The sequence below is a fragment of the Terricaulis silvestris genome (genome assembly GCF_009792355.1).
In the GTDB taxonomy this organism is placed as follows: Bacteria; Pseudomonadota; Alphaproteobacteria; order Caulobacterales; family Aquidulcibacteraceae; genus Vitreimonas; species Vitreimonas silvestris.
Genome location: NZ_CP047045.1, coordinates 685,980 through 708,076 on the forward strand (window position 1 = coordinate 685,980; position 22,097 = coordinate 708,076).

Genomic DNA, 22,097 nt, shown 5'->3' on the forward strand with positions numbered 1-22,097 from the left:
ATGCCGGTGAGCGGGACCGAACCTGTCGTTGATGTCGAGACGCAGCGCGCGATCGAAGCGCTGCTGACCGAGTTCGCCTATCGCGTCGATCATGGCCAGGCGGATCGGGTGCACGAACTCTTCACGCCGGACGCGACCTTGTCGACGCCGGCTTTCGTGTTGAAGAGCCGAGACGAGATTGAAGAACGCTTCAAGGCGCGCGCCAAGGATACTTCACGCAGGACGCGGCATTTCTGGAGCAATCTCCACCTGTCGCGGGAAGGCGAAACAATCGTCGCCGTCACTAACGCAATGACGGTTGTCGCGCCGGAGGGCGTTGCGCCTTTGATGATGGGCGGCAGTTCTCGCGACGTCTGCGTTGAACGTGACGGGCGATGGGCGTTCCAGAGCCGGGCGCTCACGATGATTTTCGAAGGCCGCTTGAGCAGCGAGGCGCATCCATGAAAATCGCAACTTTCACCGAAGGCGGCCGCACGCGTCTTGGCGTCGTTCAGCGCGAAGAGATCGCCGACGTCTCCGTGGCCGACGCTCGCTTGCCGCAAGACATGGTGACGCTGCTCGAAGCAGGCACAGAAGCACAAGACGCGTTGGCAGCGGCGGCTGAACGCGCGCCGCGGCTGGCGCTGAAATCCGTGCGCCTCGAAGCGCCGGTCATGCGACCGCGCAAGTTCTTGGGGCTGGGCCTGAGCTTTAAGTCGCACGTTGAAGAGATCCGCGCGCGCGGCGTGCCGATTCCGCTTACGGCCAACCAAGTTTGGTTCAACAAGCAGGTCACCTCGATCAGCGGGCCGTACGATCCAATCCATTTGCCGCGCGTCTCGAGCCAGCTCGATTATGAAGGCGAGGTTGCTTTCGTTATCGGCAAGAAATGCCGTCACGTGCCTGCGGACAAAGCTAGCGACGTGATCGCCGGCTTCCTTATCTGCAACGACGTCAGCGTTCGCGATTGGCAGCTGCGCTCACCCACCTCCACTTTGGGCAAATCATTCGACACGCACGGGCCCATTGGGCCTTGGCTGACGACAGCCGACGATGTTGAAAACCCACATGATCTGCGTATTCGCACCTGGGTCGACGATGAGCTTCGTCAGGACGGATCGACGAGCGACTTCGTCTATTCGATTGGTGAGATGATCGCCGAACTCACGACAGTGTTCACACTGGAACCGGGCGATGTGCTGACGACAGGCTGCCCCGCGGGCGTTGGCGCGATGTTCGATCCGCCGCGCTTTATGAAAGCCGGTCAGAAAGTGCGCGTCGAGGTCGATGGGCTCGGCGCAATCGAAAACCCTGTCATCGACGAACCTACGAATTGAGTGAATGCACATGAAAGCCGTCCTGTTTGAGGAGTTTGGACCCGCAGATAAGGTTTTGCGCATCGTTCGCGATGCACCTGAGCCCGTGCTTGGCGACAGCGATATCCTGATCGAAGTGAAAGCCACTTCGGTCAACCCGATCGATTGCGCTGTGCGTTCGGGCTACGGCTCGGCCTTCTTCCTCCGCAATGGCCTGATGCGGATGCCGCTTATCCCGGGTCGCGACATTGCGGGGATCGTCAATCGCGTCGGCGAGAAGGTTACGAAGTTCAAGCCAGGCGATGCGGTCTATGCCGGAGTCCCGAACTTTGCGACCGCCGCCCTCGCGGGCGTGAACGAAGATTGGGTGGCGTCCAAGCCTACGAACTTGACGTTCGCCGAGGCTGCGGCCTTGCCTTATGCAGCGCTAACTGCATGGACAGCCCTCGTCGATGTCGTGGGCCTATCGCCGGAGACCGCGCGTGGAAAGCGCATCATCATTCCGCGCGGGGCGGGCGGCGTTGGCAGCTTCGCAATCCAGCTCATGAAAGCCTGGGGTGCGCATGTCGCCTCCATCTGCAGCACACGCAACGTCGAGCTGGTGAAGAGCTTGGGCGCCGATGTCGTTGTCGATTACACCAAGGACGACTTCGCCGACCTCCTCCAGGAATACGATGTCGCTTTCGATACGGCCTTCGATACTGAAGAAAAGCTCCTGGGTGCGCTCAAGACCAATGCCGGCGCGCACTATGTCAGCATCGTCACGCCGCGCTTTCAGTTCATCGACAAGTACGGCCTCGATGAGGGGCAAAAGCACGGTGATGCATTCCTCGCTCAGCGCAAGGCCGAGCAAGAGGCCTTAGGGCGCCGCTACGATTGGTGTTTCATGCGGCCTAACGGGGAGGCGCTCGCCATCATCGCCAAGCTTGTCGAAGCCGGTCAGATTCGCCCGGTGATCGACAGCGTCTATACGATGGAGAACCTCGCCGAGGCGCATCAACGCTGCGAAACCAAGCAGGCGCGCGGCAAGATCGTGATTGACGTTACGCCCTGAGGCTCACGCAGCTGGACGTTTCTCTGGCGTTGCGACCAATGTCTCGAGGCGGCGGGCAATATTGTCGCGAACATGCGCGAGGTGAGCCCGCAGCCCTTTGACTGCTGCTGCCTTGCTCCGCTTCAAGAGCGGCTCGATGAAACCGATATGCTCGTCTGCTGGCATGTCAGGCAGGAGAAAACCAGTTGCGTTCTGCACCCGGATGATCTGACGCGAGACGATGAGGTGGGCATCCATGACGGGCCCATTGTGGCTCGCTTCGACCACGGCCCGGTGAAGTTTGTTGTTCAGTTCAAATGCCTTGGCTTCATCGCGTCTCGCCGCGGCCGCAACTTCGCGCCGGTGGATCTCGCCGATTGCATCGAGTTCGTCGTCAGTTCCTTTGGCGCAAGCCAGTTCGATGCTCAGCGTCTCAAGAGTGGCGAGCAATGTGAAGGCGTCCATGCTCTCGTCGTAGGAGGGCGTCGAGACGACCGCGCCGCGGTTGCGTAGGAGGTCTAAGAGGCCTTCGGCGGCGAGCACTTGATAGGCCTCGCGCAGGGGAGAACGCGAAATGCCGAAGCGTTCGCAGAGCGTACGCTCCTGGAGACGCACGCCCGGTTTCCAAACGCCGCGAATGATCTCGTCGCGCAGGCGATCGAGCACCTCTGCTTGCAAGGAGCGCGGTTCGATTTTGAGGCCTGTGTCGGCGCTCATGTCTCTTGCCTCTTCGTTTCGCCGTCGGCCGCCGACAGACGCGCCAACACGCTCAGATCTTCGTCGCCCAAGCCAAGCTCGACGGCTTCTTGGTAAAGCGCGTGCGTCATCTTCGCTAGACGCAGATTGATCGGCAAGCCGTGCGCTGTCTTTGCGATCTCTCCTACGTCTTTCAGCATGGTGTTGACCTGACTGATGCGCGGCTCCGTGATCGTTTCGGCCATGCGCGGCCCAAATACCTGCAGCGGAAGCGAATCGGCGTAGCCGCCTGCCAATGCAGCGGGGAGGAGCTTTGCATCGATCCCTAGCGCGCGCGCGAAGCTCATGGCCTCCGCGATCGCTATCAGATTACTTGAGACGATCAGCTGATTGCAGAGCTTGGCCGCTTGGCCTGTACCCGACGCGCCCATGTGCGTCGCTCTTCGTCCCAGCGTTTTGAATACGGGCTGCGCGCGTTGTCCCGCATCCGCCGTGCCGCCCCACATGATCGCGAGCTCGCCTTTGCGTGCTGCGCCCGGTCCGCCCGAGACTGGCGCGTCGATGTAGTGCAATCCGGCGTCACCAAGTTCGCGCGCCATAGCTTCTGCGGCGTCGACGCCGATCGTCGAGAAATCAATGATCACCGCCCCAGGCTTCAGCGCCTGCTGCACGCCGCCGCTTCCCAACAGGACCTCGCGCACGGCGCTCGCGTCCGTCAGGCAAATGCAACATATATCCGCGCCAGTAGTCGCTTCGCGGGCGGTTTCCGCGATTTCGGCGCCGCTCGCTTCCAACGCGTGTGCTTTGGCGCGGCTGCGGTTCCAGACTCGAACACTAAGACCAACTTCGAGCAAGCGCTCTGTCATTGGCGCGCCCATGAGCCCGAGGCCAAGGAAGCTGACGCGTTCTGTCACGGCCGGTGCATGTCCCAAGGCCCAAGACCTGGCGGAAGCGGGGGACGCTTGGTCAGGCTCTCGATCGGCTCGCCGCTTTCAAAGCGCGTCGCCATTTCTTCCGGATCGAAAATGATCCCCATGAAGTTCTCGACGTAGCTGCCGGCGGCGAAGAAGGCGTTGACCTCCGCTGGCGTGCGCAAGATGTCGTATTGAAGCTCGACTTTCACGCCGGTCGGATCGCGATAGTAAAGCGACACCGTTGGACCATGGATGATCGGCCAGAACGGTTCGATCCCGTCGGCCTTGAGACGCCGATAGGTCGCGAGCAATTCGCTCAACGTATCGAATGTGAATGAGACGTGATCGACGCCCGCGCCGTTGGGCTCAAGCGGCGTGGCGTCCTGCATGTTGATGATGCCGACGCGATGATGCTCCTCGTCATAGCTCAGGAAGCAGACCTGCTCGTTTTCGAACGAAACCTCGCCGGCGAGCACGTTCAGATACCAATCGCGGGTCTCCGTGAATTTCGCCGTGCGGATGACGAAGTGCGCGAGCTTGTGCGGCCTCACCTTGCCGGGGTGAAGCGCGGCAAGCGACAGCGCGCGCTGATGTCCGTCGGCCACTTCTGCCTCCTTGTGCCTGTGTCCTGAATGCCTCCGAAGATCGCATATTGTCGACCGAATGCCAAGTTGGAGCTTGCTGGATGGTCGACAATATGCAAAAAGGCCTAACCGTCAGCGCGGATCACGCGCGGCGGAGAGGAGCCGAACGAGGCTCAGGAAACGGGCAGCCAGGCCCTGGGGAGGATGACCATGGATAGATCGCCGCGCCCGCGCGCGTATTTGTTTGCGACCGCTTCGGTCATTCTGAGCACCAGCCTCTGCAGCGCCGCGTTCGCGCAGGACGCCCCGCAAGCAGCAGACGTGGGCAATGATGAAATCGTTGTTACCGCGGATCGGCGAGAGGGCACGATCCAGGACACGCCGATCGCGGTCAGTGCTTTCAGCGGCGAAGCGCTCGCCGAGCAGGGGACGGTCAACGTCGAAGGCTTGGCCGAGATCACTCCCAGCCTCCACATCTACGCCGAGCAGATCAACAACGAAGAATACATCATCCGCGGCATCGGCCGTTCGAACGAGGATCTGACAACGGATTCAGGCGTCGCGGTGAACATCAACGACATTTATGTGCCCCAGCCCAGCGAAGCGAACGCGGCGCTCTTTGACGTCGATCGTGTTGAGGTGCTGCGCGGACCACAGGGCACGCTTTATGGCAAGAACGCCGTCGGCGGCGTCATCAACATTCTGACGCGCGCGCCAACCGACACGTTCGGCGGCTACATCAACGCGGAAATTGGCGAGCTTGGCCGCCGGCAGGTGGAGACCGCCATCAGTGGGCCGCTGATCGACAATGTCCTAACCGGCCGTCTTGCCGGCTTCGGACTTCACACTGACGGCGCTTACACCAATCTCACCTTGGATGAAGACGCCAATGGTCAAGACGTTGGCGGCGTTCGCGGGTCATTGCGCTTCACACCCAGCACGGACTGGCAAATCGATTTCATCGCCGACTATTCCAACATCGAGCAAGACGGAGTTCTGAAAAGCACGATCGTCGATGTGCCAGGCACGCCGCTCATCCTGAAAGATTTCTTCCAGGCGCCGTACCCCACGCAAGAAGACGATATCCGCAGCGGCCGGAGCGGGCTCGCAGGCGGTCAAGGCATCGAGCAGTGGGGCACAAGTCTCAGCATCGATCGGTACGTCGAAGCCGGCGCATTTTCCTTCCTGTCCGGCTATCGGACTGAGGAGAGCTACAACAGCGAAGACGTCGACCGCATGCCGGCCGACCTCAACAATTTCTTCGCCACGCAGGAGTCGTGGGCCACGAGCCAAGAGCTGCGCTTTGTTTCCGACGATGGTGGGCCGCTTTCAATGGGTGGGCGCCTGCACTGGTCGGCGGGTCTCTATTGGTTTCACGAAGAGGGCACGCGCGATCAGTCGATTTTCCTGTTCGGCTGCACGCCGGCAAGTCAGCCGTGCGATCCGTTGACGCCAGACGATCCCGATGATGGCCTCATCGGTCCCGGCAGCCCCGACTATCAAAACAGCACGGCGCGCTTCCTGCAGAATCTCACCACCGACAGCTACGGGGCCTACGGCGAAGCAACGTTCGATTTCACCGAACAACTCTCGCTGACAGCGGGTCTTCGTTACACCAGCGAGACCAAGGATTTCGATCTTTCAGCTTCATCGGTCGCGAACGAATTGGGCGGTGATCCCTTCACGCTGTTCCAGCCGGGCGGGCCGTTCGACGCGAGCGCGAGCGAAACTTGGGAGCAATTCACGCCGCGCTTCGTGCTCGAGTATCGGCCGAGCGACGACATCATGGCTTACGCTAGCTACGCGCAGGGCTTCAAGAGCGGCGGCTTCAACGGTCAGGCCGGCACGCTCGATGACATGGTGCCGTTCGATCCTGAGATCGCCGACAACTACGAGGTAGGGCTGAAGCTCGACTTGTTTGACAATCGGTTGCGGCTCAACTCAGCAGCTTTCTGGATTCAATTCGAGGACCTGCAAGTTTCGGGCGTCAGCCAGGCGGGCACGGTCATCACCAACAATGCCGCCGACGCCAGCATCGAAGGCATTGAGATCGAGGCCATTGCTCGCCCAGTAGACGGACTCACGCTCCGAGCCGGTGTTTCGCTGCTCAATGCGACCTACGAGGAATACGCGATTGAAGTGTTCGATCCGACGATCATGGGTGGACCTCCGTTCTTCACTCTGGATCTCGCCGGCGAGCGCATCGCCAACATTCCTGAGTACTCCGCGAGCGTTGGCATTGAGTACGAGCTTCCGCTGTCGAATGGTTCGGAGCTTGCGTTCGCGCTCGATGGGACTTTCAAAGGCGACACCGTCGACAACGAACTCAATCTTCGCGCCAACGAGTATTCGGTATGGAATGCGCGGGTTGGCTGGACCTCGTCCGATGGGCGATACGAAATTGCGGGTTGGGTGCGAAACCTGACTGACGAGGTCTATTATCGCGGAGGCGGCGCCATTCCAGATTTCAACAAGCGCACCACGCGTGTTGGGCTTGTATCTGATCCTCGGACGGTCGGCGTCACTCTTTCGACGCGCCTCGGCGAGCAATAGCGACGACGTTTTGGAAGTGCGGATCGGCAGCGCTCTCGGCTCGTGCTAGTGGAGTTGCTCCAAGGGTTAGCCACGACGAATGGAAGGCCCTGAAAATCCCTGGTCCAACTTTTCGAGGTTAGCCACGCTAAGCGCTTGTTTCTGTTCACCTGTGGTCCTCCGCTGGGGACTGCCACCACACGTCATCGTTGGCGAGAAGGCATCGACGCCTTGGGCGTTCTCATAAAAACCGCACTGGATACCGGTTCGCCCACATCGATAAACTACCAAACCGCGCAAGTAAGCTGTTGTTTATACGAGGGTAACGGCGACGCAAAGCGCACCTGGCTGGAGGCCTGTTAGACCCGCGTTAGACCCGCAAGTAATCGTGGCGAATATTGCGTGCAGATAACTTTATGATAACACGAGGGAAAATGGTGGTGGCGGGTGGACTTGAACCACCTACCTTGGGGTTATGAATCCCACGCTCTAACCAGATGAGCTACGCCACCGAAGGGGCGGACACATACGCGCCCGTCCGCCGTGGCGCAAGAACCGGCCTAACCGCCCAGCGCTGTCGTGACGAAGAAGGCCGTGAGGCCGGTGGCGGCGAGAAACGTCGAGACGGCCACGACGGCCAGAGCGTCCTCGCCGCGAAAGCCTTGGCGCGCCTCTTCGGGTGTCAGCTCGATGTGGTGGTCGTCTTGAGTTTGGTCGGACATGGCGCGCCTTTCTCCGGCTTACTCAACGGAACCACCGCCGGAAGGTTCCAGACTCCATACCGAGCAAATTTCTTTCGCCAATTTAGTTGCCTCCCTTGCCTGGCGGGGGACAGGTCGGCATTGTGGGTAAAATCTACCGGTCTTGGCGGTGCTGGAGGTGACTTTGTCCGTGGAGCTCGACTCCGTCGATCTGCGCATCCTCGATCTGCTGCAGCGAGACGCCTCCCTCTCCATCGCCGAAGTGGCCGAACGGGTAGGGCTCTCGTCGTCGCCGGCTTGGCGGCGGATCGAGCGGCTGAAGCGCATCGGCGTCATCACCAAGCAGGTGACGCTGCTGGACTATGAGAAGCTCGGGCTTGGCTTCGAAGTATTCGCTTCGGTGAAGCTGCAGCTGCCGACGCGCGACAATCTGGAGAAATTCGAGGTGGCCGTCGCCGGTTGGCCCGAAGTCGTTGAGTGCGCCACCGTCACTGGCGCCGTCGACTACATGTTGCGCGTCGTCGCGCGCGACATGCACGCCTACGATGATTTCCTCCGCGACAAGATGCTGGCACTCGGTCTCGTTTCGGATGTGCAGTCGCGCATCGTAATGCGCGTGCCCAAACGCACGACGGCTGCGCCGCTCGACATTATGCCGGAAAGCGAAAGCTAGCGAGCGTTGCGCTCGGCCTGACGCACCATGTCAGCCGCGCGTGAACCGACGTGGCGCTGCGGGTTGGAGGGAGGAGTCAGGTTCTGCTCGCGCTCCCAGCGTTCGATCAGCACTTTCGCTTCATCAAATGCGGGCACCAATGAAGCGCCTCCGCGCACGGCGTGATTAAAATACGCGTCACCGAAGAACGTCCAATCGCGCGAGGGCTGACAGCCAAACGATGTGCGGTTTGGCGCGGCCGCCGTCAGCACGATGGTGTTTTCATCCATCAGCGGTGCAATGAATGCGCCCGAAAAGCACGCCGAGACAATAACGACGCGATTGCGGATGCCGGCTTGCGAAAGCATGTCGCGCATATGCGCAGGCCGCAGGCCCGCGTTCAGGCGATTGGTTTCGCGGATCACGGCGGTCCCATCTGGCGCGCCGTGCGAGGTGATGAACACGACAACGAGATCCTCGTTGGGATCGATCGTCGCGCCGACTTGGCCGATCGCGGCGGCGATACTGTCAGGCGTAGCGGCGGGATACCGGCGCTCGCCCTGGCCACCGGCGCTTAGGATGATGGAGCGGCCGTCAGCATCGAAGTGATTGCGCAGAATTGCCTCCGCTTGCGTCGCTTCACGCTCGAACACGGGATCGCCCCAGAGCGATGCGGTGATTAGATACACATCGAGTTGGCCAGGTCGCTGCGGCGCAAGGCCCTCGAGCGCGTCGCCCATGAGCTTTGCGAGGTGCGCCGCTTGGCGCGGCGGGCTCGCGATCTCCCACGCGCCGAATTGTCCGTTGAAGGGATCGCGTTGTTGGCCAGCCTGCTGCGCGCCCGATGGCCCAGCGATGAGCGCCCACGCCAACGCGACACCAATCCAAGCTCGGCGCATCCATTCCCCCTGTTGCGGCGAAGCATAACTCCGCCTCTCAAGCCATTCCCCGCATAGCCTCGCGCCGCAGCCTAGGCTAGCACTAGCCGCATGTCTGAGGGGACCACGCCGGCCGGAAAATCCGACGGCTTCATTGCGGCGCGCAAGGCCGAACTTGGCCAAGCGATTGCCAACGAACCGGGCCTGCCGCCCGGCGATGGCGCGGCGATGGGCGAGCTTTTCCATTTGCTTGGCGCGCTGACGCATCACGAGGCGCATGCGCACCTGGAAGCGCTGAAGGCGCTCTATGATCCGATCGATCCTGACGCGCCGCCGTCGCGCCGTGATGTTGGCCTTGGCGCATTTGAAATATTCGAGCGCGAACTCACCGGCGCGCTGACGCGTGCGAATTTCGTCGAGATCGATCCCGATACGGTGCAGACGCGCGAAACCACGCAGCTTCTAACCGGCCTGTCGATCAAACCGTTGATGGCGGGCATCCGCCGCATCCGCTATTTCGCGCGCGGGTCTAAGCCCGAACAGATCGTTCGCAAATCCTGGTTCGGATTGCGCAAGCGCGTGATCGAAGCGGAAGTGATGAATGACGTCGTTGTGCTGGTCGGGTTCAAGTCTGACGACGAGATTGTGCGCGCCGATCGACGCGCCTTTGCCAGCATGCGCCGCGGCGTTCGCCCGGGCGCGACGCTGGTAAAGCATTTCCGATCGGTGGCGAACGCCGAGCTGGTGACGCTGCACCCGGGCGCCAAGCCCAGCATGTTGCGTCGCGACCAGTTCTTCCTCGCCGCGCCGGCGATCGCAACGGGCATTCCTGTGCTCCTGAACCTCTGGCCTGCGCTCACCGTGATCTTCGCAGTGCTCGCCGCTTATTTCGGCGCGCAGGGCGTGATTGAGGATTCGGAACTGAAGCGCGCTCTGGCCGCCGTGTCCGGCCTTGTCGCTGTTGGTGCGTTTGTCATGCGTCAGCGCCTGAAGTACGAAGCTCAGACCTTGCGCTACCAAAAGCAGCTCGCCGACACTGTCTATTTTCGCAACCTCGCCAACAACGCCGGCGTGCTTGACCTGCTAATCGGCGCCGGCGAAGAGCAGGACGCGAAGGAAGCGATCCTGGCCTACGGCATGCTTCGCCGCGCACAAAAGCCCTTGGCCAAAGCCGAGATCGACAATTTTGCCGAAGCGTTTCTGCGCGAACAGTTCGGACTGGAGATTGATTTCGAGATCCAGGACGCGCTCGGCAAACTTGAACGCCTGGGCGTAGTGACTCGTGAAAGCGATGCCTATTCCGCGTTGCCGCCATCAGACGCGCTCGCGCGTCTCGACGCGGCATGGGACAGCGTGTTCAACTTCTCGGCACGCCGTTAAGCCGCCGCTTCTTCCGCCTCGTCCTTCGGCGCCAACAGCAGATACATCGCCGGCGTTACGATCCGCGCGATTAGTGTCGAGCTGACAAGACCGCCAATCAGCACCATTGCGATCGGGGAGAACAGGGGCGAGTCTTCCAGCAGCAGCGGCGTCATGCCGCCGATCGCGGTGGCGCTGGTCAGCAGCACCGGCAGGAAGCGCACTTCGCCGGCGCGCTCGATGGCTTCGCGCAACGGTGTGCCGCGCTCGCGCATCTGGTTGGCAAACTCCACCAGGAGGATCGAGTTTTTGATCTCGATGCCGATTAGCGCGATGAAGCCGATGATAGCCGTGAACGACAGCGACTCACCGCCGATCCAAAGCGCGATCAACCCGCCCATGATCCCGAACGGAATCACGAAGGCGACAACGCCTGTCACCGCGAAGGTGCGGAATTCCAACAGCAGCACCGCCATCACGCCGAAGATCGCAATCATGATCGCCGGTCCAAGGCCGCTGAAGCTCCGCTCTTGCGCTTCTGCTTCGCCGCCGAAGCTCACCGTGTAGCCTGGCGGCAGCCGCAGCGATTCCAACCGCTCCGCCACGTCGCGCGTCACGCCGCTAATGAGGAATCCTGGCTGCGTGTAAGCCGTGATCGTCGCCGTACGTTCGCGTTGCACACGATCGATCGACGACGGCCCGCCTTCCATCTGCGGGTCGGAGATTTCCGCAAGCGGCATCGCCGCGCCCTGGTTGTTCCACACAAACAGCGTGCCAAGCGCCGTCACCGGCATCGCATCTTCACGCGGCGCGCGCAGCACGACAGGGAAGGCGTCGCCCGCCGGATCGCGGAACTCCGCCACAGCCGCGCCGGCGACAGCGATGCGCAAGGTTTGGTCGATGCTGCCTGCGGGAATGCCGCGCAGGGCCGCTTCGGCGTCGTTGATGTTGAGATCGAGATCGATCAGCCGTTCCGACGTTGGGTTGGTAATTTCGCGCGTGCCGGGTGTAGCTAACAGAATGCGCTCCACTTCCGTGGCGATTTCACCGATCGCAGCCAGATCCGGCCCGCTGATACGCACCGCGACAGGCGCCTCGATCGGCGGCCCATTGGTGAAGCGCCGGAGATTGATGCGCGCGCCGGGATACGCTTCCAGTTCCGCGCGAATTTCCTCGATCTTGCGCATGCCTTCAGTGCGATGCCATTCGCGGAAGCGTGCATACACTTGCCCCACATTCGAAATCTGCTCCGGCGGAATTTCGTTGTAGTAGATCTGCGGATTGCCGCGGCCGGTGTTGGAGAAGCGCCATTCGATTTCGGGATGGCTCGCCAACACGCCATCAACGAATTGCACCGCGCGATCCGTCTCCGTTACGGCGGCGCCCTGCGGCGTGGAAACGTCGACTAGGAAGTATGGGCTGTCGTTCTCCGGAAACAGCGAAAAACCCAGCTTCGGCACTAGCCCGAGCGAGAGTGCAAACCCGACCAGCCCGATCGCCACCGTCTTGCGCGGATGCTCGAGCGCCAGATGTAGCGCCGGGCGATAGATGCCGTGAATAGCGCCCATCACCCCGTCTAGCAGCAGGTTGGATTTGCCGACGGAGTCGCGCGGCAGCATGCGGCTCGCCAGGAAGGGGATGATGGTCAGCGCAACGACGAGCGACGCCGTGATCGTCGTCACCACCGCGAGCGGCAATGACCGGACGAACGCGCCGGCGCCCTCCGGCAGCGCCATGATCGGCAGGAAGGCAAGCAGCAGCGTCGCGGTACAACCGATCACCGCGACGTTGATCTCCTGCACGCCGGCGATGGCGGCCTCGCGCGGGGCCATGCCTTGACGCAAGTGCCGCGAGATATTCTCGGTGACGACGATGCTGTCATCGACCAGCAGCCCCAGCGCCAGGACGAAACCGGCAATGGACAGCTGGTTCAGCGAATAGCCAAGCGCATGCAGCGCCACCACGCCGATCGCCAGCGAAAGCGGGATCGAGACCATCACCACGATGGAAGCGCGAAATCCCAACGGCAGCAGCGTCAGCAAAACAAGACAAATCGCGATAGCGAAATCTCGCCCAAGGCTGCCGAGCCGATGTTTCACTGTTTCGGATTGATCGAAACCGCGATGCAGCGTGATGTTGTCCGGCAGCGTTTCCGCAAACGCATCGATCCGCGACCGCACGCCTTCCAGCACCGGGAAAATGTCCTCTCCCAGCCTCGCTCGCGCGCTGACGAACACCGCGCGCTCGCCGTTGTAGCGCGTGATATGCGCGCGCTCGTCGTTGGCCCACGCGACTTCCGCGACATCGCCGACCGTAACCAGCGAGCCGCCCTCGGCGCGCAGCGCCACACCGCGGATTTCATCCAGGCTGTTGAACGAACCGGATGCCTGCAGATTAAAACGCCGCCCGCCGGCTTCCACCGCGCCAATCGGCGTATCGACGCCCTCGCGTTGCAACGCCTCCGCGACCGCGGTCAGTGGCAAGCGATAGGCCGCCAGCCGGTCCAAATCGGCCGCGACCCGCACCTCCGCGGGCGGCGCGCCCCAGACGTCCGCCTGTTGCACACCCGGTGCGCGTTCGATCGCATCACGCAGCGCCTTGGCGTATGCTTCCATCTGTCGGAACGTCGCGTCGGGGCTGGTCAGCGCCAGTTGCACGACGCTCGTTTGCGCTGGATTGAAGCGCCGCGAGCGTAGATCGATGATGCCATCCGGCAGGCTAGGGCGGACGACGTTGATCTCGCGGATCACTTCGCCGAACTTTTCCTCCGGATCGACGCCCCACTCGAACTCGACCGAGATCACAGCCAGTCCAGCGCGGGTCGATGAACGAATCTCGCGGATGTCCTCGATCGAGTTGATCGCATCTTCCAGCGGAATGGCGACCAATCGCTCCATCTGCTCGGCATCGGCGCCCGGCAACACGACGGCGGTGGCGACGCCTGGAAACTCCGTGATCGGATCTTCCGATTTCGGAATCGCCATCACCGCGCCGACGCCCAGCGCGATCAGCAGCAGGAACAGAACGCCGGTGAATTGCCAGCGATCGACGAAGAAGCGCGTGATCGCCTGCATGCGGGCTTAGCTCTCCGCCGCGATGCGAACCGGTTCGCCGTCGCGTACGTAAGCAGCGCCGGCCGAGACAACGCGCTCTCCCGCCGCTAACCCGTCCACTATCAGCACGCCATTCTGAGTGACGCCCGCGGTGCGCACCGGCCGCCGCCGCGCCACGTTCTCCGCGTCGATCACAAACACGACGCCTTGATCGGCGCGCGCGTCGAGCAACGCCAACGTCGGGACGATCAGCGCGTTCTCGGTCGCAACGCTGGCAAGGGCCGCGATTTCAACCGCCGCGACCATGCCGCTCCGCAGGCCTTCGGCGTTTTGAACTTCAATCTCGACTTCGAAAGCGCCAGTGCTGTCGTCGCCTTGCGCGCCGACACGCGCGACGCGTCCGCTGCGCGCGTCACCCAAACCAGCCACGCGCACGATCGCTGCATCACCAACACGCACACGTGCGGCGGATGTCGACGCCACCGGTGCGCGCACCACGACACCCGATCCGGTTTCACCGAAGCTCAGAATCGCCGCGTTCGCCGCAACGGATTGCGCCGGATCCGCGCGCCGGCGCAGGATCACGCCATCCGCCGGCGCCGTCAGCACTGAAGAGTCGCGGGCACGCTCGACAGCAAGTCGCGCATCTTCGAGCCGCGCCTCGGAAACAAAGCCGCGCTCGTACAATTCCTGCGTCCGCGCCAGATCGCGCTCCGCATTGGCGCGTGCCAGAGCCGCTTCGTTCGGATTGGAGCCAACACTGGTCCGCCTCAACGTCGCCAAACGCTGGCCCCGCTGCACGATATCGCCGGCGTCGACGGCGATCGTCGCCACAACGCCGGGCGCGTTGAACGCGAGATCCGCTTCGCGCTTGAAGCCAACCAGCCCGCTGGCCTGCACGGCGCCGGGCGCGCTTTCCGAGGCCACTTCGACGACCTGGACCAGCGGGCCTTCGCCCGCAGGCGCGCTTTCGGCGTCGCCGTCCGCGCTGCCGCAGCCGGCCAAAAGCGCAGCGGCGACCAAAAACCCTATAAAATTAGACCGTTGCAGCACAGGGACTCCCTATCGCTGAACGATATAGGAATTATTCAACGATCACAACGCCGATTTGGCGCGATCACGCGAATTTTTCCGACGTTTACCAGATGATGGTGACGACGACCGTGTCGGAATAGCCGCCGGGCGTGGTCGCCGTGGTCGGGTAGGCGCGGCCGAACATTTCCCGCGACGTCGTCCAGTGGCCGATGCTCAACAGGCCGCCAGTGATCGTGGTGTTGGCGGCGCCGCCTGTGAGGTCGCCCCACACCGGGGCGTTCACCGCTGAGCCGGTGTAGATATTGTACAGGAGCTGCTGAGCGCCTGCGGTGCGCATCTGGCGCGCAGCCATTGAGCCATACAAACCATCGTCAAGCCGCGCGATCACCGATGGCGCGACGTCGGCGACGCCCGTGCAATCCACTTCGATCACACCGGAGGCCTGTTGTTCGCCATCGAGCGGACTGAACGAGTCAAACGTGATGTCGCTTGCGGTGACGGTGCAAGAGCATCCGACGAGCGGGATGCAGAGCAAGGCGTGCGCTGGCGCCGCGCCGAGCACGAGAAAGAGAGCGGCAAGACAAAGCGCGCCCCTCATGCGGCACACGAGATGACGAGATCAGGGCTTGTTACGTTTTCGCCGCCGGCCGTTGAACAGCGCCGATTTGACGCCAGTTCGAACACATCGCCCCTTTCAAGTCCGAGAAGGACGACGCGTCCATTCGCTCCAATCGGAAAGCGTGCGCCGTCGCGAAGGCGGATCAGGATATCGCCGCGCATCGCGAACGCGCCATTGGCCATTCTCGCGTGCGCTTCCGTCAGCGTTTGCGTAGATTCCGTAAATCGCACAACGACGCCAGCGCCTTCACCGGGCGCCACGCGGATTTCTGTCGCCGCCGTCGCGTGATCGAAGGGCAAATCGTCCGCGGATAGGGAAATGGCGTTGACGTCGTATGGCCGCAACCCAGTTGCAATCACGCGCCCATCCCGCCCGGTCGCGCCAATATTGAGTCGATCGCGGGCGATCCCAACATTCGGCGAGCCGACATCAACCAGCGCGAAGGCGCCGCGAATCGGCCGTGCGGCAAAACGATAGCCCTCGATTGCGCCAATGCTGCCGCTGTGCTGCAGACGGGCGCCCACGTCTTCTTGGGTCCGGGCCACCTGCACGACGGTATCGCCGATGCGACCGCGCCGTGAGCCGGAAAACTCCAGCCGTTGCTGGCGGCCGAACACGCTGCGCGCGCGCCAACCATCGCCGCCGCCAAATGCCGGCGAGCGCTGCGATGAGGCGCGATAGGTCGCTCCATAGTCGTCGATCTCGTAGGCAAAGCTGTGCGAAATGTCGCTATCGAGCGCCAGCGCAAAATGAAGTCCGAACGAAAGCTCGCGTTCCTCGCGCTCGGTGTAGAGCAACCGCGCCGTCAGCGTGCCGAAGGTCAAATCCGGCGAATAGGAGAGAGCGTAGGTGCGTGCCTCACTCGCCTCGACCTCATCGACCGCGGCGGCGACGAATGACGCGGAGCCGTAATGTTCCAGGTTAACGCTGGCCTGCATAGCGGTGCTGCGAAGCAAACGGTTGTCGCGAAGGCCAAGCATACTAAACGATGGATCGCGCGTTTCGCTTTGAAGGCCGAGCGACCAGCGGCTGGTTTGATAGAGCCACGCCGCCTCCGTGGCGCCGCCATCAGCCGTTTCGGCGTGCGCCAACCGCACTTGCCCAAACATGATGTGCGCAGCTGTTGCTCCGGCCTGAAACGTCGTGCTGGCGTCGCCCACATCGATGCCGGCTTCTGCGGTCACCGTGTTGGTGAGACCAAGCCGATAGCGCCCAGATACAAAACTCTCGCCGTAGTCCGCGTTCTCGCGTCCAAACGCCAGACGCTCCGCGCCGGCCGAAACGCTCCAATCGGACAAGCCGGGCCGCAGCAACGCCATGCTCACGAAGAAGGGCCGTGTAATGACCTGCTGACGGCCGGCGACATCTGTCACCACAAGCTCCGCTTCGCCGGCGCCGGTCACCAGTGGCGCGTTCTCAAACGCAAATGGCCCTGCCGCCACGTGCTCACGGGCGCGCAGCGCGCCATCGACGTAGAGCTCGACCGTTGATGCCGATTGCGCTTCGCCGCTCAGCGTGGCTGTCGGGTGCGTGATCAGCGAAGGCTGAAGACCAAAATGCCGCCCGATCTGAACACCGCCAAACCGAACTGGCGCGCCGCTGGCGGCGATCGCGCTGGAATCGCCGATGCGCATGCGCAGGTGTTGTTCGGGGCGGTCGACGGTCCAACGTGTCTCCAGCCGCGCCAAGCCGCGCGCTTCGCCGGTGCTCGCGCCGAGCCAACTGCTTTCGACCAATCCCCACGGTCCGAACATGGCGCCTTCAGCAACGCCGGACGCTACGACGCCGCGCCCATCCAGCCATTGCGCTTCGGCGTCGTAGTTCATGTAGGCGCCGCGCGCGTTCTGCAGTGGCGAAGCCGTGTGTTCTGCCCTCGGCGCCAGACGCTGCACGTCGAAGCATCGCGCCGAACAAGTGAGCACAATCGCCGCGGCCGCATCGTCCAGCGCGTAGGTCAGTCCCGGCACCGACGCCAAGCTGACGCGCTCTTCGGCGCCCGGCGCTTGAATCGACAGCCGCGCAAGGTCGGCGCGCGAAACGAGCACGTCGTCGCCCCGACGCCACGCGAAGGTGTCGAGTGCCGTGTCGCGGGCGGGCAGGCGCAATTGCGTTACAAAGGGTGCTGCGTCCTCCGCCCAGGCCGGCGCGGCCAGCGCGAGACTAGCGCAGAGAAGCGCGGTCGTCCGAATACTCGACATGGACCAACCGCTCTGTTTGCGAACCGCCCGCTTCCGATGCCCGCACCCGAATGGTGCGCGCACGGAGCGGTAATGCGATCTCGACCGATGTTCCCGCGAGCAGGTAGCGCGGCGCCTCGAGTGCGCCGGCGTCCATATCCTCCACGGCGCCAATCTGCGCATGCGCGCGGCCCGTGTTGGTCAGCTGAAGAACGCGACCGCCATCGCGCATGAGAGTGCTTGTTTGGATGGACCCGCGCGCATCCTCCGGCCGCACAAAAACCGGCAACGACATCTCGAGTGAGAAGCCCAGCACGTTGAGGCCCTCACGCAACGCGGGCAATTCGCGCATGATGATGCGATAGGAGCGTTCGCCCGCCGCGCCCGCGGTTGTCACCACACCGAGGCGAACGACCTGCTCCGTCTCGGGCGCAATCTCGAACACGCCCGGCGCCAACAACAGATCCTGTGTCGGCGTCAGAATGTCCTCACCGTTCTCTTGCCGCCATTCGTAGGCGTCGATCTCGAACGCCACCGGACGCGCGCGCCCATTGCGGACTCGCAGCGACGTGATGTTGTGATCGCCCGTCATCACGATCATCACCGGCGCGACCTGGATGCCACCGGTCTGCGCCTCGGCAGGCGCGGAAGCGGCGAGGGCGCCGATCGCGAGGATGACGAGCGAGCGGCTCACCACGTCACCGTGACCGTGATGGTGTCCGAGAAATTTCCCGAGGGCACGGTTTGGGTCATTGGAACTCGGCCATAAACGTCGATCGTCGCCGCGCTTCCCGTCCCTGATCCCGCGAGAGTATTCGAGCCGACGTTGGCGCCCCAAAGCGTCGTCCGGCCGGCATTCTGATAGAGCGTGTAGCCGAGGAAATACGTGTCGCCGCTATCAGCCATATAGCGGGTCGCCGTGGAGGCGCCCGTGCCTTCACCAAGGTCGAGGCCGACATTGTACGACGTTCCGTTGGTGCAGGTGAGGCTCAGCGTCGTTGCCGCATCCAGGTTGGACGCGGCGACGGGATTGTAGTCGCCGAAGTCGAGATCGTTGGCTACAATCTCACACGTCGCCAGCACGTTCGCGGTGACCGTGAACGTATCTGTATCGGTGCCCGCGTGCGCGTTCATTGGCGCGAGAACCGCCGTTGCAAACGCGCCGGCGATCAAGATCGTTATTACCCGAGCCATGACTCCAGCCAAATGCTGTTGGGCAAAAGAAATCGTGTGAACGGCGCGCCCCGCGGCGCTTATCAGTCTTGCACTCGACATCACGCCACCAATGCAGCGCCGCCGCAGCGCACGCCGTTCACTCGGACGTCGGCTTCGCCGAGGCGTACGCCCAGGAGATCCGACAACCCATTGACCAATCCATCCAACGGCGCCGCCGCTGTCGTAAGCGCGCCTCGCACCGAGCTCGTCACGGCGCCGGTGCTTAGTCCAAGCCCGCCAGCGGCGACCGTGAGATTGGTTCGTCCCAGCAAGCTTGAGATTGTCGCCTGCGCCGTGTCGCGCGTGTGCACTTGTTTGACCACGCCGCCATCGATGTCGCTGCCATTGAAACGGACCTGCTGCCAAGCTTGGCCGCCGAGTTCGACGCGGCCTTCACCCTGGACCCGGATCGGGCCCACGCGAACGAGATCGGCGCGGGTAGGGTGCAAGGCGGTGCGGAAATCGTCGAGCCGCGACGTGTTGATGTCGCCCAGGCTCAGACTGCCGATGCTCGGCGCAACGTCCAGCGTGACTTCGCGGTCGCGCGGATCGAAACCGCAGCGAATACTGTTGAGCCGCGCCTGCGCGGACGCCATTTCCAATAGGATCGGTAGGCGCACATTTGCCAGGGCGCCGAGTGCGCCGGCCGGGCGCACCTGGGCCTGGATGAAAAGACGCATCTGCGCGGTTCGGATGATGACATTCTCGTCGTCGGTTACGGCAAGCCATGGCGAATTGTTCGGCCGTTCGCCGATGGCAAGCCACACGTCGGTGGACGCCAAGCCCGGTACGCCCGCGCCCAGATTGAGACGCACCTGGCGGTCGCCGCCGGCGATCTGCAGTACGGCGGTCGCCAGATCCATCGCGCTCACTTGGATCTGCGATGCGCCCAGTTGCGCGGTGTGATCCTGTTGTGCGTAAGGGCCAAGATCGATCAACGTATCGAGCGGGCCAACCGAACCCGCATACTCCGCAGCCTGCGCCAATTGGCGCATGGCGCGCTCGGCGCGCGGTTCTTGCCCCGCCAGCACATCAGCCAGCGCATGCAAGGCGACCGGCGCTTCGACGCGAGACGACAACGTCTCCTCGTAGGTGCCCGCTTCCAGGTTCATCCGAGTCCGCAGCGCATCGACGAAGGACAAGAGCTCAACGTCAGCGTTCAGGAGCGAGTTATAGTCCATCACCGAGAGCGAGACGCTGCTGCCGGTGAGGCCGCTCAGCACTTGGTTGGCGACGCCGCCGTTGAGCGCAAGCAAGCGCGAGCCGATCTGGAAACTGGCCAGCTGTGTTTGCGCCGCCGTAGCCCGGCGTGTGATGGTCATGCGTCCGCTGGGGATGAACAGCTTGCCGAAGAACAACGGCGTGGAGGTTGTCACCTCGACGTTCACTGCGTTAGGTCCCGGCGCATTAGGTCGGAAGCGCTCGCCTGGCCGTATGGAACGATCCGGCGCATATGTTCCGCGCACGATGCGAATGCGGGCGTCGTGCGACCACCGGTTGGCGGACACGGTGGCGGTGGCGAGCGCTTCCGCTTGCGCCGGGTTCTGGATCGCGGCGAGGGCGGCGAGATCCGCGGTGCCCTGCAGCCTTCGAGATTCGAGATAGACCGAGCCCACGTCGGTTGCGAGGCCGGCGAAACCGATTAGCATCACGCTGCTCAGCGCCGTCAGCACCGAGATGCCGCCTCCGCGTGCCCCAATGAAGGTATGGAGGGACATCAGAGCCCGCCCAGTCGGATGGTGGCTGTGCGCGAAATGTCCGGCGACGGCACCGGCAGCAACGATTCAAAGGACCAGTAGACATCCTCGCGGGCGTCATACGTGACACTGATGGCCATGGTCTCGCCAGTGCGGCGTACCTCTAGTTGTGAAAGCTGTCCGCGCATGAAGGCTTGGCCGGCGAGGCTGGCCGTCGCCGATTCGCGCGCCAGCAACAGCCGTTCGTCATCGTCCAGGCCAGCGATCGCGGCGCGCGCGGCGTCGTTCGCCAGCTGTTGTACCGTGTGTGCGGTAAGAAAATATCCGCCGTACGTCACCATGCCGAGCATCAGAAGGATGAGCACCGGCCCAACGATCGCGAACTCGACTGCGGCCGTGCCGGCGCGTTCCTTGGAGAACCGGCGCACCGGTGATCCGTCGAAGCGCGGCAGCACAACAGCCTTGAAAAACGGCGACAACCTGAGAGCGAACGCCATTTAACAGCCCCCGTAACACGAGGCCATCATGCCGCCGGGTCGTTGCGATCTCGGGCCATCACATTGTGTGGAATGTACGCAAAATCCAAGTTTCTAGCTGTTAGTAACGCACGGCTGCTGACATATCTCATTTGCGCTCCCTTGCGGTCACAGTCAGCCTAGGAAGCACGTGAAGGTTGTAATGTCTTATTCAACAAAGTCAGAACTCTCGGAGAGTTCGCAAACCGAATAGAGCTGATGACAAACCGGATCGCAGTTTCGTCTGCGGAATTCATTCGCAACATCGGGTATTGGCAGAGCGAAGCGCTGCGCCAGCCGATTGCGATTACGCACCACGGCCGCGAACGCCTGGTGCTCGCCGCACCCGACGCGGTGCATGCAGAGGGCGCCGCGCAATCGGAAGCCGTCCTCGCCGCGCTCAGGGCGGATTTCGCCAGCGTGCTCGAAAACCTCGACGAAGGGTTTCTTCTTGTCGATGCGCAACTGCATATCGTGTCGAGCAACGCAACCGCGGAGGCATTCACTGGCCGTACCCGCGATCAATTGCGCGGCGCTCAGGTTTTCGACGTCTTGCCCCAGCCGCTCGGTTCTATTTTGGGCGATCGTCTGCAGCGCGTCATACGCTCTCGCAAACAGGAGTCTGTTGACGCCGGCAGTTTTGACGGGCGCGCCATCTCCATGAACGTCTTTCCGATGGCCAAAGGCGCCGCGGCGCTGTTCACCAACACCACCGAGCAGCAGCACTTGCGCCGTGAGCTTGAGCAAAGTGCGGCCCTCGACGCCGCCGTGCGCCGCCATCCCCAGGCCGCCGCGATGCGGCTCGATAGCCGCGCGCGCATCGCGGCTATCGATGAGCATTTTTGCGTCTGGTCCGGCTTCAGCGGGGCCGATGTGCTCGGCCACCGCTTCATCGATCTGATCTCGCCGCCACATCGGCGCGAGGCCGGCGAAGCCATCGAAGGCGTCCTACGCGAGGCGCTGGGCCGCGACATCGCGCTCACCTTGCTCGGCAAGAGGGGCGAAGAGATGAGGGGCGTCTTGTCGCTCGCGCCCATTGTGGTGGACAGCGTCGCGCATGGCGCCCAGGCGTTGTGGGTGCCGACTCAAGATGACGCCGACGAGCGCCAACACGCCGCTTAACACACGCGAAACTAGTGGCG

General features: G+C 62.9%; 20 protein-coding genes and 1 tRNA gene. 7 read left to right on the plus strand and 14 right to left on the minus strand.

All coding sequences use genetic code 11. The annotated features are described in order from the left end of the window. Positions 1 to 6: 6 nt before the first annotated feature. From DSM104635_RS03145 to DSM104635_RS03155, 3 genes are read left to right on the plus strand one after another with little or no spacing between them, the layout of a single operon-like run. Complete coding sequence (locus tag DSM104635_RS03145) at positions 7 to 444, plus strand: nuclear transport factor 2 family protein (protein ID WP_158764807.1); 438 nt, start codon at positions 7 to 9, stop codon at positions 442 to 444. Next, entirely contained in the window at positions 441 to 1,316 is an 876-nt protein-coding gene (locus DSM104635_RS03150; RefSeq protein ID WP_158764808.1) for a fumarylacetoacetate hydrolase family protein, read from the plus strand. The genes DSM104635_RS03145 and DSM104635_RS03150 overlap by 4 nt, the downstream gene beginning before the upstream one ends. Positions 1,317 to 1,326: 10 nt before the next feature. Further along, positions 1,327 to 2,349, plus strand: a complete 1,023-nt coding sequence (locus DSM104635_RS03155) for a zinc-binding dehydrogenase (RefSeq protein ID WP_158764809.1) — start codon at positions 1,327 to 1,329, stop codon at positions 2,347 to 2,349. A 3-nt stretch (positions 2,350 to 2,352) separates the two neighbouring features. Here the strand turns inward: DSM104635_RS03155 and DSM104635_RS03160 are convergent, their stop codons facing one another. Genes DSM104635_RS03160 through DSM104635_RS03170 form a run of 3 tightly spaced genes read right to left on the minus strand, consistent with a single transcriptional unit; the run spans position 2,353 to position 4,543 of the window. After that, positions 2,353 to 3,045 (minus strand): GntR family transcriptional regulator, encoded by a 693-nt coding sequence (locus tag DSM104635_RS03160; RefSeq protein WP_158764810.1) that lies wholly within the window; start codon positions 3,043 to 3,045, stop codon positions 2,353 to 2,355. Then, on the minus strand, positions 3,042 to 3,938 hold the full coding sequence (locus DSM104635_RS03165) for an NAD(P)-dependent oxidoreductase (RefSeq protein ID WP_228445822.1): 897 nt from the start codon (positions 3,936 to 3,938) through the stop codon (positions 3,042 to 3,044). Before DSM104635_RS03165 ends, DSM104635_RS03160 begins: the two co-directional genes overlap by 4 nt. Further along, positions 3,935 to 4,543, minus strand: coding sequence for a VOC family protein (locus tag DSM104635_RS03170; protein WP_158764811.1), 609 nt, complete (start codon positions 4,541 to 4,543; stop codon positions 3,935 to 3,937). Before DSM104635_RS03170 ends, DSM104635_RS03165 begins: the two co-directional genes overlap by 4 nt. A 189-nt stretch (positions 4,544 to 4,732) precedes the next feature. On the opposite strand from DSM104635_RS03170, the gene DSM104635_RS03175 reads away from it, so the two are divergent. Beyond that, positions 4,733 to 7,075: a TonB-dependent receptor gene (locus tag DSM104635_RS03175; protein ID WP_158764812.1), complete on the plus strand. Its 2,343-nt coding sequence runs from the start codon at positions 4,733 to 4,735 to the stop codon at positions 7,073 to 7,075. 414 nt (positions 7,076 to 7,489) lie between these two features. Here DSM104635_RS03175 and DSM104635_RS03180 read toward each other — a convergent pair. Together DSM104635_RS03180 and DSM104635_RS03185 are read right to left on the minus strand one after the other, a co-directional pair. Further along, positions 7,490 to 7,566, minus strand: a tRNA-Met gene (locus DSM104635_RS03180). A gap of 48 nt (positions 7,567 to 7,614) precedes the next feature. Further along, entirely contained in the window at positions 7,615 to 7,776 is a 162-nt protein-coding gene (locus DSM104635_RS03185; RefSeq protein ID WP_158764813.1) for a hypothetical protein, read from the minus strand. Between the two features lie 163 nt (positions 7,777 to 7,939). On the opposite strand from DSM104635_RS03185, the gene DSM104635_RS03190 reads away from it, so the two are divergent. Beyond that, on the plus strand, positions 7,940 to 8,428 hold the full coding sequence (locus DSM104635_RS03190; RefSeq protein WP_158767987.1) for an Lrp/AsnC family transcriptional regulator: 489 nt from the start codon (positions 7,940 to 7,942) through the stop codon (positions 8,426 to 8,428). On the opposite strand, the gene DSM104635_RS03195 is transcribed toward DSM104635_RS03190, so the two are convergent. Next, complete coding sequence (locus DSM104635_RS03195) at positions 8,425 to 9,306, minus strand: C13 family peptidase (RefSeq protein WP_158764814.1); 882 nt, start codon at positions 9,304 to 9,306, stop codon at positions 8,425 to 8,427. The genes DSM104635_RS03190 and DSM104635_RS03195 overlap by 4 nt on opposite strands. Before the next feature lie 90 nt (positions 9,307 to 9,396). On the opposite strand from DSM104635_RS03195, the gene DSM104635_RS03200 reads away from it, so the two are divergent. After that, positions 9,397 to 10,665, plus strand: coding sequence for a DUF3754 domain-containing protein (locus DSM104635_RS03200; protein ID WP_158764815.1), 1,269 nt, complete (start codon positions 9,397 to 9,399; stop codon positions 10,663 to 10,665). On the opposite strand, the gene DSM104635_RS03205 is transcribed toward DSM104635_RS03200, so the two are convergent. The 8 genes from DSM104635_RS03205 to DSM104635_RS03240 form a co-directional block, all read right to left on the minus strand. After that, the gene (locus DSM104635_RS03205) at positions 10,662 to 13,718 is read right to left on the minus strand and encodes an efflux RND transporter permease subunit (RefSeq protein WP_158764816.1); all 3,057 of its coding nucleotides are present in this window, start codon (positions 13,716 to 13,718) and stop codon (positions 10,662 to 10,664) included. The two genes, DSM104635_RS03200 and DSM104635_RS03205, sit on opposite strands and share 4 nt — an antisense overlap. A gap of 6 nt (positions 13,719 to 13,724) precedes the next feature. Then, the gene (locus tag DSM104635_RS03210; protein ID WP_158764817.1) at positions 13,725 to 14,750 is read right to left on the minus strand and encodes an efflux RND transporter periplasmic adaptor subunit; all 1,026 of its coding nucleotides are present in this window, start codon (positions 14,748 to 14,750) and stop codon (positions 13,725 to 13,727) included. 85 nt (positions 14,751 to 14,835) lie between these two features. Next, a complete protein-coding gene (locus tag DSM104635_RS03215) occupies positions 14,836 to 15,330 on the minus strand; it encodes a spore coat protein U domain-containing protein (RefSeq protein ID WP_158764818.1) in 495 nt (164 codons plus the stop codon). Next, on the minus strand, positions 15,327 to 17,549 hold the full coding sequence (locus DSM104635_RS03220; protein ID WP_158764819.1) for a fimbria/pilus outer membrane usher protein: 2,223 nt from the start codon (positions 17,547 to 17,549) through the stop codon (positions 15,327 to 15,329). Before DSM104635_RS03220 ends, DSM104635_RS03215 begins: the two co-directional genes overlap by 4 nt. After that, positions 17,512 to 18,222, minus strand: a complete 711-nt coding sequence (locus tag DSM104635_RS03225; RefSeq protein ID WP_158764820.1) for a fimbrial biogenesis chaperone — start codon at positions 18,220 to 18,222, stop codon at positions 17,512 to 17,514. Before DSM104635_RS03225 ends, DSM104635_RS03220 begins: the two co-directional genes overlap by 38 nt. Beyond that, positions 18,219 to 18,722, minus strand: coding sequence for a Csu type fimbrial protein (locus DSM104635_RS03230; protein ID WP_158764821.1), 504 nt, complete (start codon positions 18,720 to 18,722; stop codon positions 18,219 to 18,221). Before DSM104635_RS03230 ends, DSM104635_RS03225 begins: the two co-directional genes overlap by 4 nt. A gap of 80 nt (positions 18,723 to 18,802) precedes the next feature. Beyond that, a complete protein-coding gene (locus DSM104635_RS03235; RefSeq protein WP_158764822.1) occupies positions 18,803 to 20,461 on the minus strand; it encodes a pilus assembly protein TadG-related protein in 1,659 nt (552 codons plus the stop codon). Next, complete coding sequence (locus tag DSM104635_RS03240) at positions 20,461 to 20,937, minus strand: TadE/TadG family type IV pilus assembly protein (protein ID WP_158764823.1); 477 nt, start codon at positions 20,935 to 20,937, stop codon at positions 20,461 to 20,463. The genes DSM104635_RS03235 and DSM104635_RS03240 overlap by 1 nt, the downstream gene beginning before the upstream one ends. Before the next feature lie 237 nt (positions 20,938 to 21,174). Here DSM104635_RS03240 and DSM104635_RS03245 point away from each other — a divergent pair, with 237 nt between their 5' ends. Beyond that, positions 21,175 to 22,077, plus strand: a complete 903-nt coding sequence (locus DSM104635_RS03245) for a PAS domain-containing protein (protein WP_158764824.1) — start codon at positions 21,175 to 21,177, stop codon at positions 22,075 to 22,077. Positions 22,078 to 22,097: the final 20 nt, after the last annotated feature.

Coding starts and splice junctions, on each gene's coding strand:
- DSM104635_RS03150 (WP_158764808.1), top strand. CDS start 441: ATGAAAATCGCAACTTTCACCGAAGGCGGCCGCACGCGTCTTGGCGTC.
- DSM104635_RS03155 (WP_158764809.1), top strand. CDS start 1,327: ATGAAAGCCGTCCTGTTTGAGGAGTTTGGACCCGCAGATAAGGTTTTG.
- DSM104635_RS03160 (WP_158764810.1), bottom strand. CDS start 3,045: ATGAGCGCCGACACAGGCCTCAAAATCGAACCGCGCTCCTTGCAAGCA.
- DSM104635_RS03175 (WP_158764812.1), top strand. CDS start 4,733: ATGGATAGATCGCCGCGCCCGCGCGCGTATTTGTTTGCGACCGCTTCG.
- DSM104635_RS03185 (WP_158764813.1), bottom strand. CDS start 7,776: ATGTCCGACCAAACTCAAGACGACCACCACATCGAGCTGACACCCGAA.
- DSM104635_RS03195 (WP_158764814.1), bottom strand. CDS start 9,306: ATGCGCCGAGCTTGGATTGGTGTCGCGTTGGCGTGGGCGCTCATCGCT.
- DSM104635_RS03200 (WP_158764815.1), top strand. CDS start 9,397: ATGTCTGAGGGGACCACGCCGGCCGGAAAATCCGACGGCTTCATTGCG.
- DSM104635_RS03205 (WP_158764816.1), bottom strand. CDS start 13,718: ATGCAGGCGATCACGCGCTTCTTCGTCGATCGCTGGCAATTCACCGGC.
- DSM104635_RS03215 (WP_158764818.1), bottom strand. CDS start 15,330: ATGAGGGGCGCGCTTTGTCTTGCCGCTCTCTTTCTCGTGCTCGGCGCG.
- DSM104635_RS03220 (WP_158764819.1), bottom strand. CDS start 17,549: ATGTCGAGTATTCGGACGACCGCGCTTCTCTGCGCTAGTCTCGCGCTG.
- DSM104635_RS03230 (WP_158764821.1), bottom strand. CDS start 18,722: ATGGCTCGGGTAATAACGATCTTGATCGCCGGCGCGTTTGCAACGGCG.
- DSM104635_RS03235 (WP_158764822.1), bottom strand. CDS start 20,461: ATGTCCCTCCATACCTTCATTGGGGCACGCGGAGGCGGCATCTCGGTG.
- DSM104635_RS03240 (WP_158764823.1), bottom strand. CDS start 20,937: ATGGCGTTCGCTCTCAGGTTGTCGCCGTTTTTCAAGGCTGTTGTGCTG.
- DSM104635_RS03245 (WP_158764824.1), top strand. CDS start 21,175: ATGACAAACCGGATCGCAGTTTCGTCTGCGGAATTCATTCGCAACATC.